Annotated in this window: 10 protein-coding genes; 3 read left to right on the forward strand and 7 right to left on the reverse strand. The window is 70.0% G+C overall.

Annotated elements, in window-relative coordinates; all coding sequences use genetic code 11:
• The first annotated feature begins 217 nt into the window (after nucleotides 1–217).
• Complete coding sequence (locus OCJ37_RS19810) at nucleotides 218–2,185, forward strand: choice-of-anchor X domain-containing protein (RefSeq protein ID WP_263111392.1); 1,968 nt, start codon at nucleotides 218–220, stop codon at nucleotides 2,183–2,185.
• A 190-nt stretch (nucleotides 2,186–2,375) separates the two neighbouring features.
• On the opposite strand, the gene OCJ37_RS19815 is transcribed toward OCJ37_RS19810, so the two are convergent.
• Genes OCJ37_RS19815 through OCJ37_RS19825 form a run of 3 tightly spaced genes read right to left on the reverse strand, consistent with a single transcriptional unit; the run spans nucleotide 2,376 to nucleotide 8,203 of the window.
• Nucleotides 2,376–3,836, reverse strand: a complete 1,461-nt coding sequence (locus OCJ37_RS19815) for an efflux transporter outer membrane subunit (protein WP_317633200.1) — start codon at nucleotides 3,834–3,836, stop codon at nucleotides 2,376–2,378.
• Nucleotides 3,833–6,979, reverse strand: a complete 3,147-nt coding sequence (locus tag OCJ37_RS19820; protein ID WP_263111393.1) for an efflux RND transporter permease subunit — start codon at nucleotides 6,977–6,979, stop codon at nucleotides 3,833–3,835. Before OCJ37_RS19820 ends, OCJ37_RS19815 begins: the two co-directional genes overlap by 4 nt.
• A 9-nt stretch (nucleotides 6,980–6,988) precedes the next feature.
• Nucleotides 6,989–8,203, reverse strand: coding sequence for an efflux RND transporter periplasmic adaptor subunit (locus tag OCJ37_RS19825; protein WP_263111394.1), 1,215 nt, complete (start codon nucleotides 8,201–8,203; stop codon nucleotides 6,989–6,991).
• 160 nt (nucleotides 8,204–8,363) lie between these two features.
• Here OCJ37_RS19825 and baeS point away from each other — a divergent pair, with 160 nt between their 5' ends.
• Both baeS and OCJ37_RS19835 read left to right on the forward strand, forming a co-directional pair.
• Nucleotides 8,364–9,743, forward strand: a complete 1,380-nt coding sequence (baeS, locus tag OCJ37_RS19830) for a sensor histidine kinase efflux regulator BaeS (RefSeq protein WP_263111395.1) — start codon at nucleotides 8,364–8,366, stop codon at nucleotides 9,741–9,743.
• Nucleotides 9,740–10,423, forward strand: a complete 684-nt coding sequence (locus tag OCJ37_RS19835) for a response regulator (RefSeq protein WP_263111396.1) — start codon at nucleotides 9,740–9,742, stop codon at nucleotides 10,421–10,423. Before baeS ends, OCJ37_RS19835 begins: the two co-directional genes overlap by 4 nt.
• Before the next feature lie 107 nt (nucleotides 10,424–10,530).
• On the opposite strand, the gene purU is transcribed toward OCJ37_RS19835, so the two are convergent.
• From purU to OCJ37_RS19855, 4 genes are all read right to left on the reverse strand, one after another.
• Nucleotides 10,531–11,382, reverse strand: coding sequence for a formyltetrahydrofolate deformylase (gene purU / locus OCJ37_RS19840; protein ID WP_263111397.1), 852 nt, complete (start codon nucleotides 11,380–11,382; stop codon nucleotides 10,531–10,533).
• A gap of 549 nt (nucleotides 11,383–11,931) precedes the next feature.
• A complete protein-coding gene (locus tag OCJ37_RS19845; protein WP_263113746.1) occupies nucleotides 11,932–12,342 on the reverse strand; it encodes an XVIPCD domain-containing protein in 411 nt (136 codons plus the stop codon).
• Between the two features lie 169 nt (nucleotides 12,343–12,511).
• Nucleotides 12,512–13,387 (reverse strand): NAD(P)-dependent oxidoreductase, encoded by an 876-nt coding sequence (locus OCJ37_RS19850; RefSeq protein ID WP_263111398.1) that lies wholly within the window; start codon nucleotides 13,385–13,387, stop codon nucleotides 12,512–12,514.
• 61 nt (nucleotides 13,388–13,448) lie between these two features.
• Nucleotides 13,449–14,546 carry an NADH:flavin oxidoreductase/NADH oxidase gene (locus tag OCJ37_RS19855; protein ID WP_263111399.1) on the reverse strand — a complete coding sequence of 366 codons (1,098 nt, stop codon included), beginning with the start codon at nucleotides 14,544–14,546 and terminating at the stop codon, nucleotides 13,449–13,451.
• Nucleotides 14,547–14,631: the final 85 nt, after the last annotated feature.

Raw genomic sequence — 14,631 nt, forward strand, 5'->3', positions numbered from 1 at the left:
CACGCCGGGCATCACAGCGGCAAGCGCGCGCGGCATCCCAGTTCGGACGCATTGCTGCGCTGCGTCTTTGTCCGGCAACCTGGGCTGGCTATAAGCGGAAGGAATCTTCGCGGCGAGGGGGCGCCGCGTCCTCACGGACGTGCCGCCGCCGCTGCGCAACGCCGCGATGCGCCGGCCACGCACGTCCGCTTCTTCGCACCGCCACGGAGAGCGCGTCATGCCGAAGCTGTCGAGAGTGTCCGCCGTTTGCATCCTGTGTCTGGCCCTTCCTGCCGCAGCGCAGGCGGCCGAGCTGATCCCCAAACAGCTGGCCGGCCCGCCCGAGGAGTTCGCGCAGATGCGCGCGCCGGCGCCGGCCGAGGCCGCGATCCTGTCCAAGAGCGCGTTGCTGCCGGTGGAATTCTCTTCCGCACGCAGCGGCGCGGCCGCGCAATGGCAGGCGACGCTGCCGGTGGAGAACGGCAAGCTGCGCTTCGTGCTGCTGTCCGGCGCGCACGACTGGCAACCGCAACTGCATGCGCCCGGCGCAGCGAACGCACGCGCCAGTGCCGCGAGCATCGTGCCAAACGCCATCGCCACCCGCCTGGGCAGCGGCGACGCCGCGCTGCCGGCGCGCGAATACCGCGTGGACGCGGCCGCCAATGGCGACTGGACGCTGACCCTGCGCGCCGACGGCGCCGATCCGCAACGCGGCTACCTGCTGATGGAAGGCGATGCGCGCACCCAGCTGGCGTCCTATCCCAGCGATCGCCGGCAGCTGCGCAGCGGCCAGCGCATCGGCCTGACCGCGCTGCTCGGCGGCACCGACAGCCACGGCGCCACTGCGCTGGGCGCCAATGCCGGGCGCATCCGCGATGCGCAGCTGCGCGTCACCGCGCCCGACGGCACGGTGACGCAGTGGCCGATGGCCGACGACGGCCGCCATGGCGACGGCGCCGCCGGCGATGGCGTCTATGCCGGCGATTTCCCGGCGAAGGCGCCGGGCAGCTATCTCGCGCAGGTGGTGGTGCACGGCGAGGACGCCGCCGGCCAGGCCTTCGTGCGCACCGCCGAACACGTGTTGCCGGTGCTGGACACGTCGCTGCGCATCGCCGCCGACGCGGTGGCCGCCAGCGCGCAGGCCGGCACGCGGCTGGCGCTGCCGATCCCGGTCAGTGCCGACGGCCAGGCGCCGGCGCACTACCGCGTGCTCGGCGAACTGTGGGGCACCGGCCGCGACGGCGGCGCGGTGCCTGTGGCCTGGATCGGCGGCATGCTCGCGCCGCAGGACGGGCGCCTGCCGCTGAGCGTGGACGAGCGCTGGATCGTACGCGCCGGCGCGCGCGCGCCGTTCACGCTGCGCAACCTGCGCATCGAGGACCCGGACCATTTCGTGCCGCTGGCCACGCGCGCCACGCTGCCGCTGACCCTGCCGGCCCTGCGCCGCAGCAGCGTGGCGCGCGGCGGCGCGATCGACGCCAGCATGCGCATGGGCGAGCGTCCGGCGACGCTGCTGCGCGCGGCGACCGATGCGCAACCGCAGGCGACCGGCACGCGGCTGGTGCTGGTGCATGGCTATTGCTCCGGCGGGGTGTGGCCGGTGGCGCAGTTCAGCAATGCCTCGGCGTTCCTGGACGTCAACCAGAACCGCAGCAACGACCAGTTCGCGCAGCGGCTGGCGCAGTTCGGCAGCCAATGGAATTCCTTCGGCACGGTGGCGCACAGCCAGGGCGGCATGGCCGCGCTGCACCTGTACAGCTACTACTGGAGCGGGCTGGACAACGCCAGCGGCGGCCGCGTGATGCAGTCGGTGGGCACGCCCTACCAGGGCACCAACCTGGCCGGCATCCTGGCCACGGTGGGCTCGTGGTTCGGCGTGGGCTGCGGCAGCAACAGCGACCTGAGCTACGACGGCGCCAAGGCCTGGCTGGCCGGTATCCCCACCTCGGCACGGGCGCAGGTCAACTACTACACCACCTCCTTCGCCAAGACCAACTGGTACACCAACGACTACTGCAACGCAGCCTCGGACCTGGTGCTGGACGATCCGGAGGACGGTACCGTCGAGCAGGTCAACGCGCAGCTGCCGGGCGGGATCAACCGCGGCCACACCACCGGCCAGTGCCACACCACCGGCATGCGCGATCCGGCGCAGTACCTGGATGCCAGCCGCAATGCGACGATGAATGCCAATGCGGCGCGGTGAGAGGCCGGGATTGGGGATCAGGGATTGGGGATTGGTAAAAGCGGCTGCACCGGGCATGCAGACCCGGTGCAGTCTGATGTCATTTGTGGGAGCGACTTCAGTCGCGACGGGCCTTGCCGGTAGAGCCCGTCGCGACTGAAGTCGCTCCCACAACATTGCGACAACTGCGAATACACGTGTCGGAAATGCGCTAAGGACCCGCGTCGGCCACCGGCGCTCCGCTCTGCGCGTCGGCGCCGCCGCCGAGCACCTTGTACAGGGTGACGCGGTTGCTGGCCTCGGTCAGGCGCAGGGTGATCAGGTTCTGCTGCGCGGTGTACAGCGAGCGCTGCGCGTCCAGCGCGTCCAGATAGCTGTCCACGCCGTTGCGGTAGCGGGCGTCGGCCAGCGTGTAGCTGCGCTGCGTGGCCGCGACCAGGGCGCGTTGCGCATCCATGCGCTCGTCCAGCTGCGCACGCGTGGCCAGCGCATCGGCCACTTCGCCGAAAGCGGTCTGGATGGCCTGCTCGTACTCGGCGACGCCGACGTCGCGGGTGATCTTGGCCACGTCCAGCTCGGCCTTGAGCGCGCCGGCGCGGAAGATCGGCACGCTAATGCTGGGCACGAACGACCAGGTGCGATTGCCGGCATCGAACAGGCTGGACAGCGCGTCGCTGCTGCGCCCGGTCGAGGCGGTCAGCGAGATGGTCGGGAAGAACGCCGCGCGCGCCGCGCCGATGTCGGCATTGGCCGACTTCAGCGTGTGCTCGGCGTACAGCACGTCTGGACGCTGCAGCAGCACGCGCGACGGCAGCGTGGCCGGCAGCGGCGCCAGCGCCACGCCGGCTTCCAGCGCGACCGCCTGCGGCAACGCCTCCGCGCTCACCGGTGCGCCGACCACCAGGTCCAGCGCGTTGCGTGAGGTGGCCAGCTGTGTGGTGTAGCTGGCGACGTCGGCCCGCGCGCTTTCCACGCTGGTCTGCACCTGCGCCAGGTCCAGCCCGGAGACGATGCCCTGCTGATGCTGCAGTTCGGTGAGCTGCAGGGTGCGGCGCTGGCTATCCAGGGTCTGCTGCGCCAGCGCCAGGCGCTGCTGGTCGGCGGCCACGGTCAGCCAGTCGGCCGCGACCTCGGCGACCAGGCTCATGCGCGTGCTGCGCTGGGTCTGTGCGGTGGCCAGATAGGTCTCCAGCGCTTCGTTCTTGAGGCTGCGGATGCGCCCGAACAGGTCCAGTTCCCAGCTGCTGACGCCGACCTCGGCGCCATAGCTGCGGCTCACGTCCGAGCGCCCGCTGGCGCTGGTCGATGCGCTGCCGCGCGCCGCGCTCTCGCTGCCGGTGACGCTCACCGACGGGAACAGGTCCGCGCGCTGGATGCGGTACTGCGCGCGCGCCTTGTCAATGTTGAGCACGGCCACGCGCAGGTCGCGGTTGTTGTCCAGCGCTTGCGCGATCGTCTGCTGCAGGCGCGGGTCCAGGAACACCTGGCGCCAGTCCAGCATGGCCACGTCGGCAACGTCGCCTTCGCCGCCGCTGCCGGTGCCGCTGTCGGCGAACGAGGCCGGCACCGGCGCGTCGGGGCGGGCGTAGCTCGGCGCCATGCTGGCGCAGCTGGCCAATGCGCCGACGCAGGCCAGGGCCAGCGCCGCGCGGGTCAGGGACGGACGGCTCATGGGGTTGCCTCCTCGCGGCGCGCCAGTTCCGGTTCGGCCCGCTTGCCGGGGAACAGGCTGCGCACGATCACGTAGAACAGCGGCACGAAGAAGATGCCGAGCACGGTCGAGACCAGGGTGCCGCCGAGCACGCCGGTGCCCAGCGAATGGCGCCCGCCCGAACCGGCGCCGCTGCTGACCACCATCGGCAGCACGCCGAGCATGAACGCCAACGAAGTCATCAGGATCGGGCGCAGGCGCAGGCGCGCGGCATGCAGGGTGGCCTCGATCAGCGGCTGGCCCTTTTCCTCCAGTTCCTTAGCGAACTCGACGATCAGGATGCCGTTCTTGGCCGCCAGGCCCATCGTCGCCAGCAGGCCGACCTGGAAGTAGATGTCATTGGACAGCCCGCGCAGCCACGTCGCCAGCAAGGCGCCGACGATGCCCACCGGCACCGCCAGCATCACCGAGATCGGGATCGACCAGCTCTCGTACAGCGCGGCCAGGCACAGGAACACGAACACCAGCGACACCGCGTACAGCATCCAGGTCTGCGCGCCAGCGGCCTGCTCCTGGTAGGACATGCCCGACCAGGCGTAACCGACATCCTTGCCCACTTTCCCGACCAGCCCGGCGATGCCGTTCATCGCGTCGCCGGAACTGACGCCGCTGGCGGCGTTGCCGGTGATCTCCATCGACTCGGTGCCGTTGAAGCGGTTCAGCACCTGCGGCGCATAGGCCCACGCGCTGCTGGAGAACGCCGAGAACGGCACCATCGCATCGCTGCCGTTGCGCACGTACCACCGGCCGATGTCGCCGGGCAACATGCGCGCGGAGGCTTCGCCCTGCACATAGACGCGCTTGACCCGGTTGTTGTTGAGGAAGTCGTTGACGTAGCTGCCGCCCATCACCGTGGCCAGCGTGGTGTTGATGTCGGAGGCGGCCAGGCCGAGCGTGCCGGCCTTGGCGTCGTCGATCTGCACGCGGTAGGTCGGCGCATCGTCCAGGCCGTTGAAACGCACCGCGCTCAGGCTCTGGTCGGCATTGGCCAGTTGCAGCAGTGTCTGCCGCGCGGCGACCAGCGCGTCGTGACCCTTGCCGGCCACGTCCTGCAATTGCAGGGTGAAACCGGAACTGGAGCCCAGGCCGTTGATCGCCGGCGGCGACAGCGCGAACACCTGCGCGTCGGGCAACGCGCTCATCATCGCGCCGGTGATGCGGTTGGCGACGTCCGCTGCAGACGCGTCGCGCTCGGCCCAGTCCTTCAGGCGGATGAAGCCCATGCCCGAGTTCTGGCTGCTGCCGGCCAGGCTGAAGCCGGAAATGGTCATTATCCCTTCCACTTCCGGCTGCTTGAGGATGAACTGCGTGGCCTGGTCGATCGACTGCTGGGTGCGCTGCTGGGTGGCGCCGGCCGGCGTGCTGAACATCACCATCAGCATGCCCTGGTCCTCCTCGGGCAGGAACGAACTGGGCAGGCGCCAGAACAGCAGCGCCATCGCCGCGAGCAGCGCCAGGTAGACCAGCGAGCCGAGTTTGCGGCGACCGATGAGCTTGCCCACGCCGCGGCCGTAGCCGTCGGCGCCGCGGTCGAAACGGTCGTTGAACCAGCCGAAGAAGCGCCCCAGCAGGCCCTTGCGCGAGACGTGGCCGCCCTGCTCGATCGGCTTGAGCAAGGTGGCGCACAACGCCGGGCTCAGGGTCAGCGCGACCAGCAGCGACAGCAGCATCGCCGCGGCGATGGTCACCGAGAACTGCCGGTAGATCTCGCCGGTGGCGCCGCCGAAGAACGCCATCGGCAGGAACACCGCGGTCAGCACCAGGGCGATGCCGACCAGCGCGCCGGTGATCTGGCCCATCGACACGTAGGTGGCCTGCTTCGGCGACATGCCCTCCTCGCTCATCAGGCGCTCGACGTTCTCCACCACCACGATCGCATCGTCCACCAGCAGGCCGATCGCCAGCACCATCGCGAACATGGTCAGCGTGTTGATCGAGAAGCCCAGCAGCGCCAGCACGCCGAAGGTGCCAAGCAACACCACCGGCACCGCGATCACCGGCACCAGCGTGGCGCGCCAGTTCTGCAGGAACAGGTACATCACCAGCACCACCAGCACGATCGCCTCGAGCAGGGTCTTGACCACTTCCTCGATGGAGATGCGCACGAACGGCGTGGTGTCGTAGGCGACCTGATACTTGAGCCCGGCCGGAAAATACGGCTTGAGCTGATCGAGCTTGGCCTCCACCGCCTTGGCCGCATCCAGCGCGTTGGCGCCGGTGGCCAGCTGCAGGCCCATGCCCGAAGCGGACTTGCCGTTGTACTTGGAACTGGAGGAATACGATTCGGAGCCCAGTTCGACCCGCGCCACATCGCGCAGGTACACGGTGGCGCCGTCGCTCTGCGACTTCAGCACGATCGCCTCGAACTGCGCCGGCGTCCTGAGCTTGCTGCGCGAGGTGACCGTGGCGTTGAGCTGCTGGCCCTGCACCGACGGCAGCGCGCCCAGCGCGCCGGAGGAGACGTCGGCGTTCTGCGCCGAGATCGCGTTGCTCACGTCCGAGGGCATCAGCGCATAGGTGCGCAGCTTCTCCGGGTCCAGCCACACCCGCATCGAGTATTCGGACCCGAACACGTTGACCCCGCCGATGCCGTTGAGCCGGCTGATCGGGTCCTGCAGCGTGGACACCATGTAGTCGCCGATGTCGGTGCTGTCCATGCTGCCGTCTTCGGAGGTGAAGGCCAGCACCATGAACATGCTGCCGCTGGCCGACTTGGTGACGGTCACGCCATTGCTCTTGACCGCGTCCGGCAGCATCGCCTCGCCCTGCGAGACCTTGTTCTGCACCTGCACCTGGGCGGTGTCCGGATCGGTGCCGGAATCGAAGGTCAGGGTGATCGAGGCGCTGCCGGCGGAGCTGCTGCTGGAGGACATGTACAGCAGGTTGTCCAGGCCGGTCATCTGCTGCTCGAGGATCTGCGTCACCGAGTTCTGCACGGTCTCGGCCGAGGCGCCGGTATAGGTGGCGCTGACGCTGACCGAGGGCGGCGCGATGTCCGGATACTGCTCCAGCGGCAGCGACAGGATCGAGATCGCGCCGGCCAGGGTGATGACGATCGCGATGACCCAGGCGAAGATCGGACGGTCGATGAAGAAACGGGCCATGGCGGTTCCTCAGTTGGCCTGCGGCGCAGCGGCAGCGGCGCCTTGCGTGCCCGCAGGCGCCTTGGCGGCGGCGGCATTCGCGGTCACTTCCACCGCCTTGACCTGGGCACCCACCGCGACCTTCTGCAGGCCCTGCACGATGACCTTGTCGCCGACCTTCAACCCGTCGCGCACCACCCACTTGTCGCCGATCGCATCGCCGGTGGTCAGCACGCGCTGCGCGACCTTGTTGTCGCTGCCGACCACCATCGCCACCGCCTCGCCCTTGCTGTTGCGGCTGATCGCCTGCTGCGCCACCAGGATCGCCTGCTCGTCCACCGCCGTCGACAGCACCGCCTTGACGTACATACCCGGCAGCAGCAGGCGATCGGGGTTGGGCACCACCGCGCGCAGCTTGACCGTGCCGGTAGCAGTATCGACCGCGGCATCGACCACTTCCAGCGTGCCGCTGCGCGCATAGGTGCTGCCGTCCTCCAGCTGCAGTTTCACTTCGGCCTTGCCGTCCACCGCCTTGAGCCGGCCGGCGTCGAGCTGGCGGCGCAGCTGCAGCAGCTGCGCGCTGGACTGGGTCACGTCCACGTACATCGGATCGAGCTGGTTGATGGTGGCCAGCACGTCGCTCTGGCCGGCGCTGACCAGCGCGCCGGGCGTGTAGCTGGAGGTGCCGATGCGGCCGCCGATCGGCGCGGTGATGCGGGTGTAGTCCAGATTGATGCGCGCGGTCTGCAGCGCCGCCTTGGCCGCCACCACCGCTGCCTCGTTCGAGCGCAGCGTGGCTAGCGCATCGTCGCCGTCCTGCTTGCTGACCGCGTCCAGCGCGACCAGGGTGCGATAGCGCTGCGCCTTCGGCCTGGCCGACTGCACCGCCGCCTCGGCCTGCGCCAGATCGCCCTTGGCGCTGTCGTACGCCGCCTGGTAGGTGGCCGGATCGATCTCGTACAGCACCTGGCCGGCCTTGACGTCCTGGCCCTCGGTGAACAGCCGCTTGCGCAGGATGCCGCCGACCTGCGGGCGCACCTGCGAACTCATGTACGCCACGGTGCGTCCGGCCAGGGTCTGGTCCATGGCCAGCCGCTGCGCCCGCACCGTCTCCACGCCGATCTGCGCCTGCTGCTGCGGCGGCGGTTGCTCGGAAGAACACGCGGCCACGGCCGCGGCGATGGCGGCGGCCAACAGCCAGCGCGAGGACGAAACGGGGAAGCGACGGGCGACGACGGGCAGCATGCGGCGGACTCACGGTTTATCCGAATGTGGCCACGCTACGGCGCGAATGTGCAGCAAATTTGGAGATTGCCGGCAATGGTGCTAATTCGCTTGATTTCCCCTGCCTCGGCGCGGTTAATGCACAGCATCCGCCGTCGCCGCGTCCCGCATTGCCTCTCCGATGAAACTGGGCATCACCGCCAAGCTGTTCCTCGCCATCCTCGCCGCGTGCGTGGCGGTGCTGCTGGTCAACGGCGTGGCCGTGCAGATCTTCCTCAAGCGCCAGTTCCTGGATTACCTCAACGACCAGGGCGTGGAACGCATGCTGGAGACGCTGCCGCGGGTCAGCGCCGAGTACGCGCGGCACGGCAACTGGGACTTCGTGCGCGACAACCCCGACGCCTGGTTCGTGCTGATGCGCCCGGAACGCGGCGGCGGCCTGCCGCGCCGCCCGCCGCCGATCTCCGACCAGACCGGCGCCGTGTTCCGCTTCGCCGTGCTCGACAAGGACTACAAGTCGGTGATCGGCAATCCCGACGTCGGCCGCGACGACATCCTGCGCCCGATCGTGGTCGACGGCCGTACCGTCGGCTGGATGGCGATGTTGCCGTTCCAGAAGGTGCTGGCGGCCGAAGACGCGCGCTTCTACCAGGCACAGCAACGCGCATGGTGGACGATCGGCAGCGCCTCGCTGCTGGTCGCCGCGCTGCTCGGCTGGCTGCTGTCGCGCGCCTTGCTGCGGCGCATGCGCGGCCTCACCGGCGCCACCCATCGCCTGGCTGCCGGCGATTACGCCACCCGCATCGACACCGGCGCGCGCGACGAATTCGGCCAGCTTGCGCGCGACTTCAACCTGCTGGCGCAGGCGCTGGAGCACAACGAACGCGCGCGGCGCGAGTTCATGGCCGACATCTCGCACGAGCTGCGCACACCGTTGGCGGTGCTGCGCGCCGAACTGGAAGCGCTGCAGGACGGCATCCGGCCGATGACGCCGGCGTCGCTGACCTCGCTGCACCAGCAAATCGGCCAGCTCGGCAAGCTGATCGAGGACCTGTACGACGTCTCCCTGACCGACGTCGGCGCGCTCGCCTACCGGCGCGCGCCGGTCGACCTGGCGCTGATCCTGGCCACCGTGCTGGCCGGCGCGCGCGCGCGCTTCGCCGCCGCGCAATTGCAGTTGCAGGTGCAGATTGTCGGCAGCCCGCTGCAGGTGGATGGCGACGAGCGCCGATTGCAGCAACTGCTCGGCAACCTGCTGGAGAACACGCTGCGCTACACCGATGCCGGCGGCCAGGTACAGGTGCACTGCATGCGTCACGACGCGGTGCTGGAACTGCAAATCGAGGACAGCGCGCCGGGCGTGGACGCGGACAAGCGCGCACGCCTGTTCGAACGCTTCTACCGCGCCGAGGCCTCGCGCAACCGCGCCAGCGGGGGCAGCGGCCTGGGCCTGGCGATCTGCCGCAACATCGCCGAGGCGCATGGCGGCTCGATTGTCGCCGAAGCCTCCGCGCTCGGCGGGCTGCGCGTGGTGCTGCGCTTGCCGGCGTTGGCGGCATGAACGGCCTCGCCCCGATCGGCCACGTGCTGATCGTCGAGGACGAGCCGCGCTTGGCCGCGGTGATGAGCGAATACCTGCATGTGGCCGGCTATTCGCATGACTGGATCGCCGATGGCGCGCAGGCGCTGGGCGCGTTCCGCGCGCAGAAGCCGGACCTGGTGCTGCTAGACCTGATGCTGCCCAACCGCGATGGCCTGGAGATCTGCCGCGAACTGCGCAAGGAGAGCGCGGTGCCGGTGATCATGGTCACCGCGCGGGTGGAGGAGATCGACCGCCTGCTCGGCCTGGAGATCGGCGCCGACGACTACATCTGCAAGCCGTTCAGCCCGCGCGAGGTGGTGGCGCGGGTACAGGCGGTGCTTCGCCGCCATCGCCACGACCCCAACGACGCGCCGGCGCCGGGCCTGCGCATCGACGCCGACGCCTGCCGTGCCAGCGTGCACGGCCGCGACCTGGACCTGACCCAGGTCGAGTTCCGCCTGCTGCGCACCCTCGCCACCACCCCGGGCCGCGTGTACTCGCGCGAACAACTGATGGACCGGCTCTACGCCGACCACCGCATCGTCACCGACCGCACCGTCGACAGCCACGTCAAGAACCTGCGCCGGAAGCTCGCCGACGTTGGCGGCGAGGAGTGGGTGCGCTCGGTGTACGGCGCCGGCTACCGTTTCGAGCCCTGAGCGGGCGGCAAAAAACCAATCACTGAAAAAAACACCTCGGCCTATCCCGTCACCGCGCAGAACCCCAGCTCTTGCGAGTCCCGAGTCCCGAGTCCCGAGTCCCCAGATCAGCGAAACACGACCGTCCGATGCCCATTGAGCAGGATGCGATGCTCGACGTGGCGGCGGACCGCACGCGCCAGCACCTGCGATTCGGTGTCGCTGCCCAGGCGCACCAGTTCGCGCGGAGTCATCGCGTGGTCCACGCGGGCCACGTCCTGTTCGATGATCGGGCCTTCGTCGAGGTCGCCGGTGACGTAGTGCGCGGTGGCGCCGATGATCTTGACCCCGCGCGCGTGCGCCTGGTGGTACGGCTGCGCGCCCTTGAAGCTGGGCAGAAAGCTGTGGTGGATGTTGATCGCGCGCCCGGCCAGCGCCGCGCACAGCGCCGGCGAGAGGATCTGCATGTAGCGCGCCAGCACCACCAGGTCGATGCGTTCGCGCTCCACCAGCGCCAGCAGCTGCGCTTCCTGCGCATCGCGGTTGGCGGCGCTGACCGGCAGGTGGTGGAACGGCACGTCGTAGGAGCGCGCCAGCGCGGCGAAATCGTCGTGGTTGGACGCCACTGCGGCGATGTCCACGCGCAGCTGCCGGCTGTGCGCGCGGAACAGCAGATCGTTGAGGCAATGGCCCTGCTTGCTGACCAGCACCAGCAGCCGCGCGCGGCGCCGCGCATCGTGCAGCTGCCAGTCCATCGCGTAGTCGGCGGCAAGCGGCCCCAGCTGCACCTTCACCGCGGCGACGATGCCGTCGGCCGGCACGTCGAAGTGCACGCGCAGGAAGAAGCGGCCGCTCTCCTCGTCGCCGAACTGCTGCGCATCGAGGATGTTGCAACCGTGCTCGAACAGCAGGCCGCTGACACGATAGACGATGCCGGTACGGTCCGGGCAGGACAGGGTCAGGATGTAGTCGGGGCGCATCCGCGCAATGATAGGGGAGAATTCGGGATGCGGGATGCGGGATGATGGGCGCGGGTGTTGCGAGGACACTGAATGTGGAATGCCACAGGGCACTGAAGGTGTCTTGCCGAATGTAGGAGCGGCTTCAGCCGCGACAGGCGTTACCGGTAGGGCTTGTCGCGACTGAAGTCGCTCCTACAGGGACTTGCGGTGAGCCAATCGGGTGCGCTGTGGGAGGACTTCGGCCCCGACGCCATACGGCATGGGAAAGTGCACCTCTCCGCTCGTCGCGACTGAAGTCGCTCCTACAGGGACTTGCGGTGAGCCAATCGGGTGCCCTGTGGGAGGGACTTCAGTCCCGACGCCATGCGGCATGGGAAAGCGTCCCTCTCCGCTCGTCGCGACTGAAGTCGCTCCCACAGGGACTTGCGGCGAGCCAATCGGGTGCGCTGTGGGAGGGACTTCAGTCCCGACGCCGTGCGGCATGGGAAAGTGCACCGCTTCGCTCGTCGCGGCTGAAGCCGCTCCTACAAAGTGCGGCATCCACGCTGGCCGCGCAGCGCCGGCACGTCACTCCGGCCGCAACCGCAGCGCCAGGCGCCGGTTGACCTTCTCCAGCCGCGCCAGCGAATCTTCCACCGACATGCCGACCGCTTCATGGGTGGTGATGTGCGCGCGCAGGTGCGCCGGATCGTCCAGGTCGCCGCGCACCAGGAACACGTTCTCGCCCTGCTCCACTTCGCCCAGCTCGCGGCTCAGCACCACGTGATCGACCTGGTCGAAGCCGTATTCCTTGGCCAGCGGCAGCAGCCGCGCCACCATGCGCTCGCTGATCGCATCCGGCGCGCGGCCGCAGGCGGCATCCAGCGCGTGCACGCCTTCGCGGATCTGCGCGTACAGCAGGTGGTCCGGGTGGTCCGGATGCTCGGGACCGAGCGCGGCTTCGCGCGCCACGGCGCGCGGCGGCTGGATGGGCGTCATGGCGCCGGGGTCGGACGAATTCGGGCTCATGGCATCCTCCTATGATGCGCCTGCCAGCCGCGCACCTTAGCGGGAAGCACGCGGCAAGCTCAAGCGCGGCAAGCAGTCTGCATCACGCCGCGACAAGGCCGCCTGAAGATCGCCCGCGACGCGCGGGGCGGACCCGCGCTCAGGCCTGCCCGGCGCGGCGTGCGGCGACCTTGGCCAGCGCCGACCAGTCCAGTTCGCCGTCGCCGTGCGCGATCGCGTCGATGAACTGGTCGCGCAGCACCGCGGCCAGCGGCATCGGCACGTGCCGGGTTTCGCCGGCGCTCAGGGCCAGGCGCACGTCCTTCAGCCCCAGCGTGGTCTTGAAGCCGGCCGGGCTGTAGCGCTGCTGCGCGATCATGCCGCCGTAGCTCTGGTAGGCCGGTGCGGCGAACAGGGTGTTGCCGAGCATGCCCAGGAAATCGGCCGCGTCCACGCCGTGCCCGCGCACCAGCGCCGAGGCTTCGGCCATGGTGCCGATCGCGCTGGCCAGGCACAGGTTGGCCGCCAGCTTGACCGCGTTGGCCTGCTCCGGCGCGTCGCCGAAATACCAGGTCTTGCGCCCGATCACGTCGAGCAGCGGCTGCACCCGCGCCAGCGCGGCGGCGTCGCCGGCGGCGAGCAGGTTGAGCTGGCCGGCGGCGGCGACGTCGCTGCGGCCCAGGACCGGGACGGCCAGGTAGGCCACGCCGCGCTCGGCATGCAGGGCGCCCAGTTCGCGCGCCAGCGCCACCGAGATCGTGGCCATGTTGACGTGCACGCTGCCGGCGGGGAGCGCCTCCAGCGCGCCGCGGTCGAGCAGGGTCTCACGCACCGCCGCGTCGTCGGCCAGCATCGAGAACAGCACCTGGCCGCGCACCGCATCGGCCGGCTGCGCGGCCACCTGCGCGCCGGCCTCGAGCAGCGGCTGCGCCGCGGCGGCGCTGCGGTTCCACACGGTCAGCGCATGCCCGGCGCGCAGCAGGTTGTGCGCGATCGGTTGGCCCATCGTGCCCAGGCCGAGAAAGCCGATGCTCATCGCAAACTCCTTGAACGGTTCCAGGTGGAGGCCGCGCCGCGCGCGGCCAGGCGCGCGCGCGTCACGCGTCGAACAGGCCGCGCGCCGAGCGCGGCTCGCAGCGCAGGTATTGCGGCGCCGGCTTGAGCTTGGCGCCCAGCGCGGCGGCGGCATGCCACGGCCAACGTGGATCGTAGAGGATGCCGCGGGCCAGCGCGATCGCGTCGGCCTGGCCCTCGGCCAGGATCGCCTCGGCATGCTGCGGCTCGGTGATCAGGCCGACCGCGATCACCGGCATCGTCACGGCGCGATGGATCGCCTCGGCCTGCGGCACCTGGTAGCCGGCCGCGACCGGGATCTGCTGGCGGCGGTCCAGGCCGCCGCTGGACACGTGCAGGTAGTCGCAGCCCTGCGCCTGCAGCGCCTGCGCCAGCGCGACGCTCTGCGCCACGTCCCAGCCGCCGTCGACCCAATCGGTGGCGGAGATGCGCACGCCCACCGCCACCGACGCCGACACCGCCGCGCGCACCGCCGCATGCACGCGCAGCAGCAAGCGCATGCGGTTCTCCAGGCTGCCGCCGTAGGCGTCGCCGCGCTGGTTGCTCAGCGGCGACAGGAACTGGTGCAGCAGGTAGCCGTGCGCGGCATGCAGTTCGATCAGCTCGAAACCCAGCCGTTCGGCGCGCTGCGCCGAGGCGACGAACGCCGCGACGATGGCGTCGATGCCGGCCAGGTCCAACGCTTCCGGCGGCGTGCCGTTCTCGGCGAAGGGCAGCGCCGACGGCGCCACCGTCTGCCAGCCGTTCGGCTGCCCCGGCGCGATCGCGCCGCCGCCGTCCCACGGCTTGTGCGTGGACGCCTTGCGCCCGGCATGCGCGAGCTGGATGCCCAGCGGCATCGGCGACCAGCGCCGCACCGTGGCCAGCACGCCGCGCAGCGCCGCTTCGGTGGCGTCGTCCCACAGGCCCAGGTCGGCGTAGCTGATGCGCCCGCGCGGCTCCACCGCGGTGGCTTCCAGGATCATCAGGCCGGCGCCGGACTGCGCCAGCTGGCCGAGGTGGATGGTGTGCCAGTCGCTGGCCTGGCCGTGCTCGGCCGAGTACTGGCACATCGGCGCGATGACGATGCGATTGGACAACGACAGCGGCCCCAGCGCGAGGGGCGAGAACAGGTGGCTCAAGGTGGCGTTCCGTGGGGGCGCCCGCCGTGGTGCGGGCAGGCTGCCATTGCACTCCTGCCGCCGCTGCCGATCAACCACTGCCGGT

The organism is Xanthomonas sp. AM6 (genome assembly GCF_025665335.1).
Taxonomy (GTDB): domain Bacteria; phylum Pseudomonadota; class Gammaproteobacteria; order Xanthomonadales; family Xanthomonadaceae; genus Xanthomonas_A.